This window comes from Kaistia defluvii (assembly GCF_040548815.1).
Classification (GTDB): domain Bacteria; phylum Pseudomonadota; class Alphaproteobacteria; order Rhizobiales; family Kaistiaceae; genus Kaistia; species Kaistia defluvii_A.
On record NZ_JBEPSM010000003.1, the window covers coordinates 13870 to 31357 of the forward strand.

Sequence of the window (17488 nt, forward strand, 5' to 3'; positions counted from 1 at the left end):
GTCCCGGGAATAATCCGATGCAGAGCCCGCCCCTCCCGCAGCGCTCGGCGGCGAAGGGCGGTAGCGGCTTCCCAGGATCTCCTTGCGCAATCATGCATGGCGATCGAGTCGGATGGAATGGATTGAATGAGCAGTCATGCTGGCAGCAGCCCCGTGTCCGGGGCGAAGGCGCACGCCGAACCCGGGGCTAGTGTCCCGCGATCAGAAGACCTGCGTGGTGCAGGAAACGGCGAAAGGTCGAATGGCTCAGCATGGTGCTCAAGACATAAGCACACTGGCAGGAAAGTCAAACCCGGCGAGTGTCACACGTGAAACACCGGCACGGCTTCCCGGCCGGCTCGCAGACAGCACCATAAGGTCCCCGACAGGCGGCGTCCGAGCCGAACGGCGCCTGCGGGAGAAATGTCGGCATTAGCGCGGCGCGAAGGAGGCGATATCGACCTCGGGGCGCTGGCCCGAGATCTGGTCGGCGAGCGCCTTGCCGGAGCCGCAGGCCATGGTCCAGCCCAGCGTGCCGTGGCCGCTGTTCAGATAGAGATTGGGATAACGGCAGGCGCCAATGCGCGGCGGGCCATCCGGCGTGACGGGACGCAGGCCGGACCAGCGCTCGGCCGCATCGATCGCCGCCTGCGGCACCTTGGGAAACAGCATGCGGAGCGAAGCGATCAGCCCCTCATAGCGCTTCTCCGGCCGGGAGAAATCATAGCCGGCGAGTTCCGCCGTGCCGCCGACGCGGATGCGGTTCTCCAGATTGGTGTGGCCTACCTTCATCGATTCGTCCGAGACGGTGCTGACCGGGCCGACCGCATCCGAATGCGCGTCGATGGTGAGCGAATAGCCCTTCACCGGATAGATCGGCACCTTGACGCCATGCGGCTCCAGCAGGCCCTTCGACCAGATGCCGAGCGCCACGACCACGGCATCCGCCTCGATCGTCTTGCCCCCGGCAACGACGCCGATGACCTTTTCTCGTTCGATGACCAGCTTTTCGGCGGCCTGGCCGTAGAGGAAACTGACGCCCCGTTCCGCGCATCGCTCCGCCAGCGCCTGGGTGAACAGGAAGCAGTCGCCGGTCTGATCGGTTTCCAGCAGCACGCCGCCCACCACCCCGCTGGCGGGATCGATGTTGGGCTCCAGCGAAAGCAGGTCGTCGCGGCCGAGGCTGCGATGGGGAACGCCGAGCTCGTCGAGCACGGCGAGGTCGCGCCGGTAGCCCTCCGCCTGCGCCGCCTCGCGGAAAGCGACGATCAGCCCTTTCTGGCGACCGTCATATTCGATGCCGATCTCGGCCCGCATGGCGTCGGTGCAGTCGCGCGAATATTCGGCGAGCCGCACCATGTTGCGCTTGGCGGCGAGATATTGCTCGAGGCTGGAGGCGCGCCACATCCGCCAGAGAAACTGGCTCATGGCGAGATCCGGCATGCGGCTGACGATCAGCGGCGCATGCTTGGCGAAGATCCAAGACGCCGCCTTGCCGATCAGGCCCGGAAAGGCCCAGGGCGAGGAAAGCGCCGGCGAGATCTGCGCCGCATTGGCATAGCTGGTGCCGTGCCCGGCCGAGGGGTTCTTCTCGATCACCGTGACCTGATGGCCGGCCTCGGCCAGATACCAGGCCGTCGTCACGCCGATCACGCCGGCGCCGAGCACGACTATGCGCATTGCTTCCCCGAATTCTCATCGCCGGAATCCGGGCGATTCCGGCCGCCGCCCGAGCAGCGCCGCTACCGTTCAAGCGGAAGTCGCGCCGCCGATCAAGCGGTCGTTGCGGCTCCCGGACGAGGACGCCGCAGATCGCTCAGGCGAGCTCCGGAATCGGATCGACACCCAGCCGTTCGACATGCCGGCGCAGCATCGCCTGGTAGAGGGCGCGCCAGCCCGTTTGCGGCGTGGCGAGGAACCACGACTGCCGGAGATCCCAGCAACGCCCCATCTGCGCCAGCACGGCGGGATCCGAATTGGTCATCAACCCGGCCGAGGGATAGGGCGTGATCTCGCCGCCATAGAGCTTGCCGTCGACCACCATGAAGTCGACGCGCAGATAGTCCGTCCCCTCCGCCAGCCGCCGCGCGACCGCGATCGCGCGAGAATAGCAATCCGGCACGCGGTACTGCGCTGGCAGCGCGCGGCCGGGATCCTTCGCGACGGTGGAGTTGGTGACGCGCAGCCGGCGTCCCGCCGCATCGAAGATGCCCGACCGGCCATCCTCCGTCTTCTCGCCCCGATAAATCAGTGCGTAGAACACCTCGCCGGAAAAGAGATGGACCTTGATCTCGTCGATGGCGCGCGGATCCGGAGCGATGGCGCGTTCGGCAAACAGACGCTTCGGCGCCATGCCATAGGCCCATTCGAGCGCCTCGACGCCAAAGGTCTGCTCCAGCCAGCCCTGGCAGGTGGCGAGGAAGAGGGCCGCGTCGCCGCGCCGATGGCGGAAGAACCAGTTGCGGTCGCAGGCGGCGTTCATCTTCACGACAACCTCCGCATCCCGCAGCGAGGCAGGCAGATCGGCAGGATCCGTGCCTTGCCACAGCACTTCCGCCACCGCGACGTCCTGCTGCTGGAACAGGCGCTTGGCCTGCAGCTTGTCGCAATGGGCTATGAAGGCCGGGTTGCGGTCGAATACCCGGCGCCAGAACATCTTGTCGCTATAGCTGACCGGCAGCGCGACGCGGGGCAGCTGGCCGATCTCGGCGCGAAAGGCGCGGGTCGCCTTGCGATGCGTGGCATGGAGCGACGCGTCGATCGAACGGGCCAGCAGGCGACTCGGCATGCGCAGAATTTCCGCTAACGATCGAGCACCGCGGGCGCGACCGTCTCGTTCATCAGGATCGACACCGCCTTGTTGCCGAGCGCCAGCGCGATCGCGTTGGTATTGGCGGACGGGATGAACGGGATCGCCGCGCAGTCGATGACGCGCAGCCCCTCGACGCCGCGCACGCGCAGCTGGGTGTCGAGCACCGCCATCGGGTCGTCGTCGCGGCCCATGCGGGCCGAGCCGGAGGGGTGATAATTGGTTTTCACCGTCTTGGCACAGAAGGCGGAAAGCTCCGCGTCGCTGAGCTTGTCGGCGCCCGGCAGCAACTCGCCCTTGATGTTGGAGCCGACCGGCTCGGTCTTGAGCAGCTCGCGGGCAAAGCGCATCGAGGCGATGGTCAGGCGCAGATCATCGGGATCGCCGAAGAAGTTGGAATCGACCACCGGCTTGGCGGCCGGATCGGCCGAGCGCAGCTTGACCGAGCCGCGCGCCTTGGGCCGCAGCAGGCAGGAGGTCAGCGTGACGCCATGGGTCGGCTGCATGTCGGTGACGTCGCGGTCGAGATAGACGATCGGCGCGCAATAGAGCTGCACGGTCGGGCGGTCGCCGCCGTCGGGATCGTAGAACAGGCAGGATTCGATGCCCGTCGTCGTCACCGGTCCCGTGCCGAACAGCACATATTGCAGGCCGTTGCGCAGCATCGGCCAGCCCTTGTCCTCGCCGAAATAGCCGCTCGCGCGCTTCGTCGTGGCGATGACAGGCACCTCGTGGTGATCCTGCAGGTTCTGGCCGACGCCGGGCAGGTCGGTATGGACGGCGATGCCGTGCTCCTTCAGATGCGCCGCGGGGCCGAGGCCGGACAGCATGAGCAGCTTGGCGGTGTTGTAGGTGCCGGTCGCGACCAGCACTTCCTGCTCCGCCCGCGCCTCGAGGCGCTTGCCGTCCTTCACATATTCGACGCCGACGGCGCGGCTGCCCTCGGTGAGGATCCGCGTCACCAGCGCCTCGGTGACGACGGTCAGTCTCTTGTCGTTCATCACCTGCGACAGGAAGGAAAACACCGCGTCGCTGCGGCGCATCTTGCCGTCGACCACGCCCATCGTGTGCTGCATGACGCCGACGCCGTTTTGGCGGGCGCCGTTGAAATCGGGATTGTAGGGAATGCCGGCGCCCTGAGCGGCGAGGATGTAGTCTCGCGTCATCTCGCAGAGCTGGCCCGGATCGGACACCAGCAGGCTGCCATCGATGCCATGATAGGCGTCGTTGAACTTCTGGTTCTTTTCCAGCGCCTTGAAGTGCGGCAGCAGGTCGGCATAGCTCCAGCCGGTATTGCCGCCGAGAAACGCATCCCAATGGTCGTAGTCGTCGCGCTGGCCGCGCATATAGACCATGGCGTTGACCGAGCTGCCGCCGCCCAGAACCTTGGCTTGGGGCACGATCGGACCGCGGCCGCCAAGGCGCGGCTGCTCGACCGTGTGGTGCATTTCGAGGAAGTCCTCGCGGCCGAGATATTTCATGTAGCCGGCCGGCATCTGCATCAGCTTCGCATAGTGCGACGGGCCGCGCTCGATCAGCAGGACGCGGGCGCCATGGTCGCGAACCAGGCGGGTCGCGGCGACGCAGGCGGACGAACCGCCGCCGGCGATGATGTAGTCAAAGGCCATGAAAAGGATCCCGTCGGAGCGAAGGCGCTCTTTGCCGACAGGAAAAAGAATTTTGCGGCCCCGCGCAAGGTGTTGGCGAGACCATTCCGCATCGCCCCGCCGGAAATACGCCGGCTAGGCTTCCCGCTGGGACTGCGGATCCGCGCTTCCGGGATCGGCGGATGGCTCGTGCAGCACGACGCAGTCACGCCCGGCCGCCTTGGCGCGGAAGAGCGCGAGATCGGCGGCATTGACGATCTCGTCCGGATCGACGCCGGGGATCATTGTCGCAACCCCGATGCTGACCGTCACCCGGCCTTCGCCATGCGGAATGGCGAGATCGCGCACGCCCTGCGAGATACGCTCGGCCACCACGCTCGCCCCGGCCAGCGTCACGTCCGTCAGCACGATGACGAATTCCTCGCCGCCATAGCGCGCCGCCAGGTCGGTCGAGCGGTTGGCGCCGGCCTGCAGCACCGACGATACCTGCTTCAGCACCTCGTCGCCGGCGAGATGGCCATAGGCGTCGTTGTAGCGCTTGAAATTGTCGACATCGATCATCAGCACCGAGATGGCGGCGCGGTTGCGCAGGCCGCGCTTCCATTCTGCGGCGAGATATTCGTCGAAATAGCGCCGGTTGCCGAGGCCGGTCAGCCCGTCGATCCGCGTCAGCCGCTCCAGCTCGAGATTGACGCGCATCAGCTGGCGCTGGCTCTCGCGCAGCGCGCGATAGGCCTCGTCGCGCTGGACGTGATCGAGATAGGCGCGGGTGTGATAGCGGATGCGGGCGATCAGCTCGACGCGGTCCGGCAGCTTGACGAGATAGTCGTTGGCGCCGGCCTGGAAGGCCTCGCTCTTGATGGCGGGATCGTCCTTGGTCGAGAGCACGATAACCGGCACCGAATGGGTCTGGGCGTTCTGCCGGTAATGGCGGACCAGCTCCATGCCGTCGATGCCGGGCATCACCAGATCCTGCAGGATCACCGTCGGCTTGACCCGGTCGGCCACCCGCAGCGCCTCCATGGGATCGGTGCAGTAGTGGAAATCGATGTCCGACTGGCTGGCCAGCATGCGCCGGACCGCCTCGCAGATCATCACCTGATCATCGACCAGCAGCACCAGCGCCATGTAGTTGTCGGCGGGCGGCGGCGTCGATTGCGGAGCGGGGTCCTGTTCGCCCTTCATGGGGTCGCCTTTTCAGTATTGCTTCGCATGCACACGTCGACCAGACGCGGCGCGATCGAATCGAGGGGGAGGATTTCAACGGCGGCGCCCAGCGCGGCGGCCGCCTTGGGCATGCCGTAGACCGCGCTTGTCGCCTGATCCTGCGCCAGCGTCAAATGCCCACGGTCGCGCAGCTTCTTGAGGCCAATGGCTCCATCCCGCCCCATCCCAGTCAGCAGCACGCCAACCAGCGCATCCTGCCACCACCGTGCGGCGCTTTCAAAAAAAACATCCACGGAAGGTCGATAAAGCTGATCGCGCGGCTCGGCGCTATAACCGAGTTCACTGCGCGTCTTGAAAACCAGGTGGTCGCTGGTCGACGCGACGAGGACGGTTCCCGGCTGCGGCGGCTCGCCCTCGCGCGCGGCCCGTACTGGCAGTTTCGTTTGCTGGCCCAGCCAATCGGCGAGGCCGGCGACGAACTGCGCGTCGAGATGCTGCACGAGCACCAGCGCCGCCGGGAAATCCGCCGGCAACTTGCTGAGCACGGCGGCGACAGCGGCGGGGCCACCGGCCGAGGCGCCGATCGCGACCAGCGCCGGCGACGAACCCGCCCTGGGACGGACAGCAATCCGGGACGGGCGCGATGCGGTATGGTCCCGCATCAGCCGGCCGAGGGTGGCGATCTTGACCAGAAGCGGCGAGGCGCGAACCGAGCCATCCGTGCGGAGGCTGACGGAAGGAAGGTCGACGGCGTCGAGCGCGCCATGGCCCATCGCCTCATAGACGCCCGGCACGTTGTCGTCGACGCTCGCCGTCACCAGCAGGATCGGACAGGGCGTCGCCAGCATGATCTGCCGCGTCGCCTCGATGCCGTCCATCACCGGCATGGTGAGATCCATCAGGATCAGATCCGGGAGGTCTAGCCGGCATTGCGCCACCGCCTCGGCGCCGTTCATGGCGACCCAGGCAAGCTGGTGTTCTCCGGTGCCGACGAGGATGCGCCGCAAGATCTCGACGGCGATCGGCAGGTCGTTGACGATGCCGATCCTCATGGCCGTAACCCGCCGTCGGCGTTCATTCCGTCGCCTCTCCGATCAGGTCCCTGACCGCGTTGAGCAGCGTCTCGTCGTGGAAGCTGCCCTTGGTGAGATAATAGTCCGCGCCGGCATCGAGACCCCGGACACGGTCCTCCTCGCGATCCTTGTAGGAAACGATCATGACGGGCAGGCTGCGCAGCCTGACATCCTTCTTGATCAGCGTCACCAATTCGATTCCGTCCATGCGCGGCATGTCGATATCGGTGACGACCAGATCGAAATTGTCGGAGCGGACGGCGTTCCAGCCATCCATGCCGTCAACGGCGACGTCGACCTCATAGCCGTTATAGTCGAGCAGCTTGCGCTCCAACTCCCGCACGGTGAGCGAATCGTCGACGACGAGGATGCGCTTGCGGCGGCGGGCGTCGGTGCTGGCGCCGCGACGCTCCAGCGTGCGCAGGCCGCCGACCGCCGCCAGCTTTTCGGCCGAGCGCACGAGATCGGCGACATCGAGGATCAGCACCGGCGAGCCATCCTCCATCAACGCCGCGGCGCTGATATCCTTGACCTTGGCAAGCCGCGGATCGAGCGGCCGGACGACCAGTTCGCGCTCGCCGAGAAAACGGTCAACGATCATGCCGTACATCTCGCCGCGATCGCCGACCACCACCACGGGCAGGTCGCCCTCCTGCGGATGCGATTCGCCGCGCCCGAGCACTTCGTGTGTGGTCAGCAGACCGAGTTGCCGGTTGTCGAAACGGAAATGCGGCCGGCCCTCCAGCAGCTCGATCGCATCGCGCGCGAGCGCCAGGGTGCGGACGATGCCGGCCAGCGGAAAGGCGTAGGGTTCGCCGTCGACCTCGACCAGCAGCGTGCGCATCACCGAAAGGGTCAGCGGCAATTGCAGCTGGAACTGGGTGCCGCTGCCGAGTTGCGAGGCAACGCTGGCCAGGCCGCGCACCTGCTTCGCCATCGCCTGGACGGCATCCAGCCCGACGCCCCGGCCGGAGATATGACTGACATCCGCCTTCATCGAGAAGCCGGGCAGGAATAGAAATTCGAGCAGTTCCGCCTCGCTGAGATCGGCCGCCGTCTCCGGCGTCGTCAGATTGCGGGCGAGAACCGCCGCACGGATCTGTTCCAGATCGATGCCGCGTCCATCGTCGGCGACGACGATCTGCAGCAGGCCGGCCTTGTGCCAGGCCTCGACGCGGACGACTGCCTCGGCGGGCTTGCCGGCGGCGAGACGCTCTTCCGGCATTTCGATGCCATGATCGACCGCATTGCGCAGCAGATGGCCGAGCGGGGCTTCCAGCTGTTCGAGAATATCGCGATCGATCGAGGTCGAGCCGCCGATGATCTCCAGCCGCGCCTGCTTGCCGAGGCTGCGCGCCAGATCCCGCACCGTGCGCGAGAAATGGCGTACGCCATCCTCGAACGGCCGCATCCGGCTCTCCAGCGTCTCGTCATAGAGCCGGTTGGCAAGATCGGTGGCGCGCCGGTCGATCGAATCCATCTCATCCAGCCGCGCGGCGAGAAAGGCGTGGCTCGCAAGAAGCCGCTGATGCGCCTCCTCGAAGGCTAGCTTCGTCCGCTCCTCGGAAGCGTTGTCCAGCGCGGCGCGCAGATCCTCGAAGGCGCGCGCGGCATCCGCCTGCAAGCGCTTCAGGCGAAGCAGGCTGTCGTTGAATGGGCGGAGCCGGCGCGCCTCCATCAGCGATTCGCCGGCAAGCCCGAGCAGGCGATTGAGGCTCTCGGCCGTCACCCGCACCATGCGATCGGCTCCCGCGGACCCTGAACCTGGCACCGGCTCGGCCGCAGCGGCGATGATAAGCGGACGCTCGATCGACGCCGGCTCGACCGGGTTGGGAGCGGGAGCGGCGGCAGGCGGCGCGGCCGGTTCGCTGGTCGCCGCCACCGCAGCCTCAAGCGTCCGCTGGAACTGGGCGACATCCGCCTTGACGCGCGGAGCCTCCGGATTTTCGGAAAGCGCGATCGCCACCAGCAGGTCGACACCCCTGAGCAGCGCATCGATATGGTCATGGCGAAGGGTGATCTTGCCGCGCTGCGCCGCCACGAGGCACTCTTCCATCGCATGCGCGACTTCGACGGCGGGCGTCAGGTCGATGATGCGAGCCGCGCCCTTCAGCGAATGGGCGGCGCGCATGCAGGCTTCGAGGTGATCGGCGGCGACCGGGTTCCGCTCCAGCGCCAGCAGGCCCGTCGTCAGCGCCTCGGATTGCGTCTCGAGTTCGGCCTTGAACAGGTCGAGCATGGAAAACTGGCTGAAATCCTCGCCGCTCATGCAATGTTCCGATCGATGGCGTCGAGAAGCCTGGCGTCGTCCAGCAGGCCGACCCTGCGTCCCTCCCAGGCCAGCATGGCGCTGGTGAAGGACGATCCCGCCTGCCCGACCGTGCCGGGCACCGGGGTCAGCGCGCCGCTTTCATAGCGATGAATGCCGTGCACCTCGTGCACGCTGAAGGCGATGCGGCCATTGGCGCGCCCGATCACCACCATGCGCTCGAAATGCAGGCTGCGGTCGCCGCGCTCCGTGGCGGCGTTCTTGTCGATGCCGAGCAGGGTCGCGAAGGAGATGCAGACCAGCAGCTCGCCACGCACATTGGCGATGCCGCGCACGATGCCGTTGCGACGGTGCGGCAGGGTATGGACCCGGCGCGGTTCCGCCACTTCCTTGAACACGGCGGTCGAAAGGGCCAGCCATTCCTCGCCGATCCGGAAGATCACGGCGGCGGCGCGCTCTTCCTCCACGCCCGTCTCGATCGGCTTCTCGCCGGCGAAGTGGCGGGCCCATTCGGCTCGGTATTCGGGCGGCAGCGGGCGATCGAGCAGGGTGCGCGCGATTTCCTCATAGGCCTTTCGGTCGCGCCGGCGCGGATGCGCAATCCCGGCCTCGTCCGCCTTCGGATCGGAAGCGTCCGACATCAGCTGCCGCTCCTGTTCGCCATCCGGTCAAGCCGGCTGTTCAACGCCCTGGCCCCGGCCCCATCGCCCTGCCGCTGCAGCAGCAGCGCCAGCTGCGCCAGCGCCTCGCGATGGTCGGGCGCCAGATAGATCGCCTTGCGATAGTTCTGGATCGCCTCGGCCGGATGGCCGTCGGCATCCTGCACCAGGCCCAGATGATAGAAGGCATCGGCGGAGGGGCCGAATTGCGCCAGATGCGCCAGCGCCGCCTCGCGCGCCTCGGCCAGCCGGCCGCCATTCGCGGCCCGCTCGATCGACGCCAGGCTGGCCGCCCGCGGATCCGGCGCGGGGCTTTCCTTCGGCTGCAAGGGCCGGCTCACCGCCGGCGGCTTTTTAGGCGGCGCCGGACGCATCGGGGCGGCGGGTCGTGCGACCGGCTTGGCAGGCGGGGCTGCCGGGGTCACCGCGCGAGGCGGTTCAACCGGTTGGGTCTTCGGCGCGCGGACGAAGGCAAAGGCCATGGGCAGCCGCGCCGAGGCGAAGCCGCGCGCGATCGGCAGCGCCGATTCCGCCGGGCCCACCAGCAGCAAACCGCCCGGCGCCAGGAATTGCTCCAGCCGGTCAAGCGCGCGGTCCTGCGTCGGACGATCGAAATAGATCAGCAGGTTGCGGCAGAAGACGATGTCGTAGCCTCCCAGTTCGGCCGCCTCGGGCGGATCGAGCAGATTGGCGAGCTTGAAATGGACGCGCCCGAGCACCGCCGCGTTCGGCCGATAGCCGCCCTCTTCGACCGGCTCGAAATAGCGATCGCGAAAGGCGAGATCGGTGCCGCGAAACGAGTTGCGGCCATAGAGCGCGAGCTGCGCCTGTTCCAGATTGCGCGAGCTGATGTCGCGCGCCTCGATGGTGAAGTCGTCGGCGCCATAACCGGCGTCGAACATCGCCATGGCCATCGTATAGGCCTCCTCACCCGTCGAGCACGGCAGGCTTAGGAGCCGGATCGGGCGACGCCGCGTGATGTGGGCGCGGGCATAGCCGGTCATGCCGGAAAAGGCGTCGCGATCGCGAAAAAACCAGGTCTCCGGCACGATGACGGCGTTGATCAGCTGCTGCAGCTCGCTGCGCGAGCGGGTGACCACGGACCAGTATTCATGCAGGTCGCCGATGCCGGTCGCGGTCATCCGCTCCTTGAGCGCATGCCGGATGACCGAGAGGCCGACCGACTGGCTGTTGAGGCCGATCTCGTCTTTGAGCAGCTGTTCGATGGCGCCCAGCATCAGGAATCCGCCTGAAGCTTGCGAAACAGGATTTCGCGAAGCTGGGGCGGCAGCAGCGCCTCGGCCCGGACCAGCTGGATCAACCCCTCGGCGTCCGACGCGACGGGACCGAGATAAGGCGGCATGCCGGCATCGACGCCGGACGGCACGAAGTCGTTGGGATCACGCGACACCGTCTCGATCACCCGCTCGGCGATCAGGCCGAGCCGGCGAGTCTCCCCACCCTCGACGGGATAGCGGATCAGGATCACGCGGGTACTGATCACCGCCGCCGAAGGCCGGCCCAGCGCCAGCAGGCTCAGATCGAGCAGCGGCACGCCCTGCCCGCGATAGTTGATCGCGCCGACGACGCCATGCGGCGCCCCCGGCAGCAGCGTCGGCTCGAGGAAGGGCAGCACCTCCTCGACATGCTCGACATCGAGGACGTAACGGTCCGCGCCGAGCCGGAACATCAGAAACAGCATCGTGTCAGACCCCGCCGTTTCTGCCGTCAGGCGCGCAGCTTGAACCGTGTGATGCTGTTGCGCAGCCCGCTCGACACCTGATTGAGCTCGTCGATGGCGATCGACGACTGCTGCAGCGATTCGACCGTCTGCTGCGCCGCCTCGCTCAGTTGCGACAGCGCATCGCTGATCTGACCGGCGCCGGTCGCCTGCGCCTGCATGCCCTCATTGGCGATCTCGAAGCGTGGCACCAGGCCCTGCACCTGCTCGATGATATCCGACAGCTGGCCGCCGACCTGCTGCACTTCCGTCATGCCGCGGCGCACTTCCTCGGAGAACTTGTCCATGCCCATGACGCCGGCGGCGACGGCGGACTGGATGTCCTTGACCATCTGCTCGATGTCATAGGTCGAGACGGCCGTCTGATCGGCCAGGCGGCGGATCTCGGTCGCCACCACCGCGAAGCCGCGACCGTACTGGCCGGCCTTTTCCGCCTCGATCGCCGCGTTGAGCGACAGCAGGTTGGTCTGATCGGCCACCTTGGTGATGGTGGTGACGACCTGGTTGATGTTGCCCGCCTTCTCGCTGAGGATTGCCAGCTTGGCGTTGATCGCGGCCGCCGCATCCATGACGTGGCGCATGGTCGCTTCCATCCGCTGCAGCCCGGCCTGGCCGCCATTGGCGAGCCCCGCCGTCTGCTCCGCCACCGTCGACACCTCGTTCATCGTGCGCACGAGCTCGTTCGACGTCGCGGAGATCTCCTTGGCGGTGGCGCCGATCTCCGTCGTCGTCGTGGCGATCTCGTTGGCGGTCGCCTGCTGCTGCTTCGAGGTGGCGGCGACTTCGGTGATCGAGGTGTTGACCTGGATGCCCGACTTCTGCACCTGGCCGATCAGGCTCGTCAGGTCGTCGATCATGGCGTTGAAGCCGTCGGCGAGCGTCGTGAATTCGTCGCGGCGGGTCAACGAGACGCGCTGGCTGAAGTCGCCGCGCCGCATGACCTCGACCGCCGCCACCAGCTTGCCGAGCGGGCCCATCACGGCGCGGAACAGCAGATAGGCAAACAGCAGCGACAGGGCGACGGCGACGACGAAGCTGACGATCAGGATCAGCTTGCCGGTCTCGGCGCTGGCGCTGATCGCCTGCGTGGCCCGGTCGCTTTCGTCCTTGTTGTAATCGACCATCTTGCGCACGGCGTCCTGCACCGTGAAAATGGCCGGCTCGATATCGGTCTTGATCAGCGCGCGCTGCCGCACGAGCGCCTCCTCGGAAAGGCCGTCCCGCGTCATGGCGACGAGATCGGCGCGTTTCGCGAAGACCGCCTCGGACAGGCGCTTCACATCGTCGAGATTGGCGCGGTCCTGGGGCGAATCGACGGACGCCTCATAGGAGACCATGAAGCCGCGCAGCTTTTCCTCATTGGCGGAAATCTTCGTCACCGCCGCGTCCCGGCCCGCATCACTGTCGGACAGCGCCAGATCCTGGACCAGCGCCTGCGCCTCGAACCATCCGGCGCGCATGCGCAGGCTGTAGAACAGGCCCGGCATGGTGTTGGTCTCGATGGTGGCTGCCTCGTTGGCGGTGCGGACCAGCGAGAGGAAGGACAGCGCCGCCATGATCGACATCACGGCCAGGACGGCGGCGAAGCTCCCGAGGATGCGTTGGCGTATGGTCAGATTATTCATCGCGCTGGATTCCGTCCTGGAAGCACACATCAAGGGACGATGCGGTCTCGCCGGCTGCCGGCTGAAGATCGGAAGCGCAGGAGCAAGGTCGCACCACGCCATCGGCCAGGGTGGACGCTAGCGCACAATCCTTTCTTGTCTCTTGCGGATTCGGCGGAAACAGCCTGCCGGGGTGCCATGGAGACGTCGCTCGACCGCATAAAGGGATCGAACCGCCGATCCGCTATGCCCCGACACGCGGAACCGCGCGAAAAGGCCCTGCGAGCGGCCGCCCGGCCTAGAGGCCCATCGCGCGGTGCATGGCGCGGGCGAGATGCGCGTCCATGGCGGCGGCGGCGCCATCCGCATCATGCGCCTCGAGCGCGGCCAGGACGGCCAGATGCTCCTGCATCGTCTGGATGATCGCGAGCGAGGACAGCATGTACATGTTGTCGAGCCGGATGACGCCGATCTGCTCCATCATGTGCACATGGGCGGAAATCATCAGCGGGTTGCGCGTACTTTCGGACAGGGCGGTGTGAAACGCCTGGTCGACCTCGGTGGAGCGCTCGATCAGCGCCGACTCGACCGTGCCGCCATGCGCAAGATCGATGATCCGCTCATGCCGGGCCCGCCAGTCGGCGAGTTCCCCCATCGTGACGCGCTCGGCGAAGCGGCGGACCGCCTCCCCCTCCAGCGCGCGCCGCATCTGGAAGCAGTCCTTCAGATGGCTCATGTCCGGCTTGACGATGCGAATGCCGGAGCGGGGCAGGACGGTGAGGAAGCCCTCCTTCTCCAGAAGCTGCATCGCCTCGCGCAGCGCGCCGGTCTGGACCTGCAGAAGCTCCGCCAGCTCGCCCTGCGAGACCGTCGCGCCGATCGGGATCTGGCGCGAGAACAGCGCCTCCTTGAAGCGCTGATACGCGATCTGACTCAATTTGGTGGGAGCTTCCGCCGCCTGCGCCATAACTCGAAATCCTCCTGCGACGACATCCATAGCACGTTCTTCATATATGAAACAGGCACCCTGTTGCTATCAGAGTGGCTATGTGAATAATCAGTTCTGGATTTTGGTTGCGGGAGAGGCGGCCAATCTCACCGATATGACGTGCCGATCTGGGAGGAACCAATGATCGCCAACATCACCCGCCGCAGCCTGATGGCCGGCAGCGCCGCCCTGGCCGCCGCAGCCGCCCTCGCGCCGATGCGCGCGCTTGCCGCCACCAACATCAACTACTGGCACCACTTCACCAGCCAGGCGGAATTCGCCGGCCTGAAGGCGGTGATGGAGGCCTTCGCCAAGGCCAATCCCGAGATCGTGGTGACGCAGGAAAACATCCCGAATCCGGAATTCATGGCCAAGTTCACCGCCGCCGTGGTTTCCGGCAGCCGGCCCGACACCACCATGGTGACGGCGGAGCGCCTGGCCGACATGCTGGCCATGGAAGGCCTGGTCGACATCACGGCCCGCGTCGACGGCTGGCCGGAAAAGGCGAATTTCCCAGCCGATCGCTGGGCCGGCATCTCGAAGGAAGGCAAGATCTACGGCGTGCCCGCCTTCGCCTTCGTCGACTGGGGCTACTACCGCTCCGACTGGTTCGAGGAAGCCGGCATCGCCGGCCCGCCAACCACCTATGCCGAATTCGTCGACATCGCGAAGAAGCTGACCGACCCGACCAAGGGCCGCTTCGGCTTCGGCATGCGCGGCGGCGCCGGCGGCCAGAAATACGTGCTCGACATGATGGAATCCTTCGGCGCGCCGGTGGTCGACGCCGAGGGCAATATCGGCCTCGACCGCGACAAGGCGATCGAGGCGGTCAAGTTCTATGCCGGCCTGTTCACCACCGAGAAGGTCGTGCCGCCAAGCGCACCGGGCGACGGCTATCGCCAGATCATGGAAGCGTTCCGCACCGGCCAGACGGCGATGGTGTGGCACCATACCGGCTCGTTCCAGGAAATCTCGGCTGCCCTCAAGCCGGGCGTCGAGTTCAAGACCTTCGCGATCCCCGCCGGTCCAGCCGCCCGCGTCGCCCGCCTCGCCTATCTCTATAACGGGCTGATGAAGGAAGAGAACGCCGACGCGTCCTGGGACTGGATCTCCTATTGGGGTCAGGCCGAGCCGGCCATCGCCTTCCTCGAAAAGACCGGCTACTTCCCGGCCAATGCGGCCGTCGTCAAGGACGAACGCATCACCGGCAATCCGCTCTATGCGCCCGCCGTCGAGACGCTCGCCTTCGGCCGCCTGCCGGCCAATTTCGTCGGCATTGCCGGCTGGTCCGAGCACACGGTGCTCGCCGCCTTCCAGAAGGTGCTGATCGGCCAGATGACGGCGGAAGATGCCGTCGACGAGATGATCGCCGGTCTCGAAGAGACCAAGTAGGTCCTCCGATCGAAACGCAGCCGGCCGCGTATAGCGGCTGGCTGCCTCGGCGCACGCCGTCGCCCGCCCTCCCCTCCGGACATCGAACGTGGCGTGCCGATCACGCCGGGAGTCCCTCGTGAAAATCACCGACATCCGCGCCTACATCGTCGAGGACGATCACCCGCAATATCCGTTCCGCTGGCGCACGGGCCTGGCCGGCTCTGGCGACGGCACGCCGCTCGACCAGCGCCCGAAATCGGCGATCCTGCGCATGGATACCGACGAAGGCATCACCGGCGCGATCAAGATCGGCGATGGCGAGGCGATCGCCAGCCTGACCCGACGCCGCCTCAAGTCGCTGATCGGCGAAAACCCGCTGATGACCGAGCGGCTGTGGACCAAGATCTGGGAAATCGACCGGATCGAGGAGCTGCACATGCGCAACCTCGGCCTGATCGATCAGCTCGCCTGGGACATCAAGGCCAAGAAGGCCGGCCTGCCGCTCTACCAGCTGCTCGGCGGCAATTCCAACCGCATCCAGGCCTACGCGTCCACGGTCACCTGGGACACGATGGAAGAGTATGAGCGCTACATCAAGGAATGCATGGATGTCGGCTTCACCGCCTTCAAGCTGCATGCCTGGGGCGATGCCAAAGAGGACGCCAAGCTCAGCCACAACCTGCGCAAATGGACCGGCGACGACGCGCAGCTGATGTTCGACGGCTCGGCCGGCTGGGACTTCGTCACCTCGCTCTGGTTTGGCCGCCAGCTCGAGGATGCCGGCTTCCTCTGGTACGAGGAGCCGATGCGCGAATTTGACCTGCGCAGCTATGTGAAGCTGACCGAGCAGCTCGAAATTCCCGTGCTCGCCGCCGAGACCTCGGATGGCTGCCACTGGAACGCCGCCACCTGGATCGACATGGGCGCGCTCGACATGATGCGCACCTCCTCTTTCTACAAGGGCGGCATCACCGGCGCGATGAAGGTGGCGCATCTGGCGGAATCGCATGGCATGCGGGCCCAGGTGCACGGCATGGGCGTCGCCAACGCACATATCTGCGGCGCCATCCCGAACAATGATTTCTACGAGCAGCTCGTCATGTCGAGCGCCCAGATCCAGGGCCTCGCCACCATGGCGGAACTGCCTGTCGTCGATGGCTTCATCACGGTGCCGGAGACGCCGGGCCTCGGCTTCGAGCCGGACTGGAACCATCTCGAGCGCACCGCGCTCGCGATCGTCTGAGGAAACAAGACCGATGGCCGAACGCATGTCAGCCCTGTCGCAGCATCCCCCCTCCGTCTGGCGGCGGCTCGATCCGGCGGCGGCGCTCGGCCGTCTCTCCGAAACCCGGTACTGGATGTATCTGCTGCTGGTCCCAAGCGCGATCCTGATCCTCGCCGTCGTGCTCTACCCGACCGTCTACGGCTTCCAGCTCTCGTTCCGCCAGATGCGGCTGAACCGGCCGGATCTCGGCACCGGCTTCGTCGGCTTCAAGCACTATGTCGCCATGTGGAACGACAAGGTCTTCTGGCTGTCGCTGCGCAATACCGCCGTCTGGGTGACGTTCGCCGTCGTCATCGAATTCGGGCTCGGCCTGCTCGCAGCGCTGGCGCTTAACCGCAACCTGCCCGGCACCAAGATCATGGGCGTGCTGATCCTGCTGCCCTTCTTCCTGCCCAATGTCGTCGCGGGCCATATGTGGGCGCTGCTGCTCGACCCGCGCCTCGGCGTCATCAACGACATCCTGGTCCGCCTCGGCTTCCTCGAAACCTACAAGGCCTGGTTCGCCGATCCCTCGACCGCGCTCGGCGCCGCCATCCTCGTCGAGGCCTGGCATGGCTTCCCCTTCTTCGCGCTGCTGCTGCTCGCGGGTTTGAAGGGCGTGCCGGACGATCTCTACAAGGCGGCCTCCGTCGATGGCGCCGGCCCGATCCGGCAATTGCGGCTGATCACGCTGCCGATGCTGCGCTCCGTCATCGCCGCCGCCGTGATCCTGCGCGTCATCGGCCTGGTCAACTCGCCGGACCTGCTGCTGATCCTGACCGGCGGCGGGCCGGGCCAGTCGACCCAGGTGCTGTCGCTCTATGCGTTCCAGAAGGCCTACAAGGACTTCAACTTCGGCTATGCCGGCGCGCTTTCGGTCGTGATGTTCGTGCTGCTCATGCTGTTCGCCTGGGCCTATGTGCGCGTCTCCAAAGTGAACCAGGACTGAGGACC

At 66.4% G+C, this 17488-nt stretch carries 14 protein-coding genes; 3 read left to right on the forward strand and 11 right to left on the reverse strand.

Annotated features, from left to right (window positions below; translation table 11 throughout):
- Positions 1–411: 411 nt before the first annotated feature.
- The 11 genes from ABIE08_RS16945 to ABIE08_RS16995 all read right to left on the reverse strand — a co-directional run bounded on the left by ABIE08_RS16945 (position 412) and on the right by ABIE08_RS16995 (position 13845).
- Positions 412–1659, reverse strand: coding sequence for a D-amino acid dehydrogenase (locus ABIE08_RS16945; RefSeq protein ID WP_354552867.1), 1248 nt, complete (start codon positions 1657–1659; stop codon positions 412–414).
- A gap of 136 nt (positions 1660–1795) precedes the next feature.
- On the reverse strand, positions 1796–2767 hold the full coding sequence (locus ABIE08_RS16950) for an ATP-grasp fold amidoligase family protein (protein WP_354552868.1): 972 nt from the start codon (positions 2765–2767) through the stop codon (positions 1796–1798).
- Positions 2768–2781: 14 nt separating this feature from the next.
- Positions 2782–4416: a GMC family oxidoreductase gene (locus ABIE08_RS16955; protein ID WP_354552870.1), complete on the reverse strand. Its 1635-nt coding sequence runs from the start codon at positions 4414–4416 to the stop codon at positions 2782–2784.
- A gap of 114 nt (positions 4417–4530) precedes the next feature.
- The gene (locus tag ABIE08_RS16960; protein ID WP_354552872.1) at positions 4531–5580 is read right to left on the reverse strand and encodes a GGDEF domain-containing response regulator; all 1050 of its coding nucleotides are present in this window, start codon (positions 5578–5580) and stop codon (positions 4531–4533) included.
- On the reverse strand, positions 5577–6614 hold the full coding sequence (cheB, locus tag ABIE08_RS16965) for a chemotaxis-specific protein-glutamate methyltransferase CheB (protein ID WP_354552874.1): 1038 nt from the start codon (positions 6612–6614) through the stop codon (positions 5577–5579). The genes ABIE08_RS16960 and cheB overlap by 4 nt, the downstream gene beginning before the upstream one ends.
- 22 nt (positions 6615–6636) lie before the next feature.
- Complete coding sequence (locus ABIE08_RS16970) at positions 6637–8904, reverse strand: hybrid sensor histidine kinase/response regulator (protein ID WP_354552876.1); 2268 nt, start codon at positions 8902–8904, stop codon at positions 6637–6639.
- The gene (locus tag ABIE08_RS16975; RefSeq protein ID WP_354552878.1) at positions 8901–9545 is read right to left on the reverse strand and encodes a chemotaxis protein CheW; all 645 of its coding nucleotides are present in this window, start codon (positions 9543–9545) and stop codon (positions 8901–8903) included. The genes ABIE08_RS16970 and ABIE08_RS16975 overlap by 4 nt, the downstream gene beginning before the upstream one ends.
- A complete protein-coding gene (locus ABIE08_RS16980; RefSeq protein WP_354552879.1) occupies positions 9545–10801 on the reverse strand; it encodes a CheR family methyltransferase in 1257 nt (418 codons plus the stop codon). Before ABIE08_RS16980 ends, ABIE08_RS16975 begins: the two co-directional genes overlap by 1 nt.
- Positions 10801–11265, reverse strand: a complete 465-nt coding sequence (locus tag ABIE08_RS16985; protein WP_354552881.1) for a chemotaxis protein CheW — start codon at positions 11263–11265, stop codon at positions 10801–10803. Before ABIE08_RS16985 ends, ABIE08_RS16980 begins: the two co-directional genes overlap by 1 nt.
- A 26-nt stretch (positions 11266–11291) precedes the next feature.
- Complete coding sequence (locus ABIE08_RS16990; protein ID WP_354552883.1) at positions 11292–12929, reverse strand: methyl-accepting chemotaxis protein; 1638 nt, start codon at positions 12927–12929, stop codon at positions 11292–11294.
- 277 nt (positions 12930–13206) lie between these two features.
- Complete coding sequence (locus ABIE08_RS16995) at positions 13207–13845, reverse strand: GntR family transcriptional regulator (protein ID WP_354552885.1); 639 nt, start codon at positions 13843–13845, stop codon at positions 13207–13209.
- Positions 13846–14037: 192 nt separating this feature from the next.
- Here ABIE08_RS16995 and ABIE08_RS17000 point away from each other — a divergent pair, with 192 nt between their 5' ends.
- The 3 genes from ABIE08_RS17000 (at position 14038) to ABIE08_RS17010 (ending at position 17483) form a co-directional block, all read left to right on the forward strand.
- Complete coding sequence (locus tag ABIE08_RS17000) at positions 14038–15288, forward strand: extracellular solute-binding protein (protein ID WP_354552887.1); 1251 nt, start codon at positions 14038–14040, stop codon at positions 15286–15288.
- Between the two features lie 118 nt (positions 15289–15406).
- Positions 15407–16513, forward strand: a complete 1107-nt coding sequence (locus ABIE08_RS17005; protein ID WP_354552889.1) for an enolase C-terminal domain-like protein — start codon at positions 15407–15409, stop codon at positions 16511–16513.
- Between the two features lie 13 nt (positions 16514–16526).
- Entirely contained in the window at positions 16527–17483 is a 957-nt protein-coding gene (locus ABIE08_RS17010; protein WP_354552890.1) for a carbohydrate ABC transporter permease, read from the forward strand.
- Positions 17484–17488: the final 5 nt, after the last annotated feature.

What these genes read in the sequence shown, in the direction of transcription:
- ABIE08_RS16945 (WP_354552867.1), bottom strand. Translation starts at nt 1,659, where the DNA reads ATGCGCATAGTCGTGCTCGGCGCCGGCGTGATCGGCGTGACGACGGCC.
- ABIE08_RS16950 (WP_354552868.1), bottom strand. Translation starts at nt 2,767, where the DNA reads ATGCCGAGTCGCCTGCTGGCCCGTTCGATCGACGCGTCGCTCCATGCC.
- ABIE08_RS16955 (WP_354552870.1), bottom strand. Translation starts at nt 4,416, where the DNA reads ATGGCCTTTGACTACATCATCGCCGGCGGCGGTTCGTCCGCCTGCGTC.
- ABIE08_RS16960 (WP_354552872.1), bottom strand. Translation starts at nt 5,580, where the DNA reads ATGAAGGGCGAACAGGACCCCGCTCCGCAATCGACGCCGCCGCCCGCC.
- cheB (WP_354552874.1), bottom strand. Translation starts at nt 6,614, where the DNA reads ATGAGGATCGGCATCGTCAACGACCTGCCGATCGCCGTCGAGATCTTG.
- ABIE08_RS16970 (WP_354552876.1), bottom strand. Translation starts at nt 8,904, where the DNA reads ATGAGCGGCGAGGATTTCAGCCAGTTTTCCATGCTCGACCTGTTCAAG.
- ABIE08_RS16975 (WP_354552878.1), bottom strand. Translation starts at nt 9,545, where the DNA reads ATGTCGGACGCTTCCGATCCGAAGGCGGACGAGGCCGGGATTGCGCAT.
- ABIE08_RS16980 (WP_354552879.1), bottom strand. Translation starts at nt 10,801, where the DNA reads ATGCTGGGCGCCATCGAACAGCTGCTCAAAGACGAGATCGGCCTCAAC.
- ABIE08_RS16985 (WP_354552881.1), bottom strand. Translation starts at nt 11,265, where the DNA reads ATGCTGTTTCTGATGTTCCGGCTCGGCGCGGACCGTTACGTCCTCGAT.
- ABIE08_RS16990 (WP_354552883.1), bottom strand. Translation starts at nt 12,929, where the DNA reads ATGAATAATCTGACCATACGCCAACGCATCCTCGGGAGCTTCGCCGCC.
- ABIE08_RS17000 (WP_354552887.1), top strand. Translation starts at nt 14,038, where the DNA reads ATGATCGCCAACATCACCCGCCGCAGCCTGATGGCCGGCAGCGCCGCC.
- ABIE08_RS17010 (WP_354552890.1), top strand. Translation starts at nt 16,527, where the DNA reads ATGGCCGAACGCATGTCAGCCCTGTCGCAGCATCCCCCCTCCGTCTGG.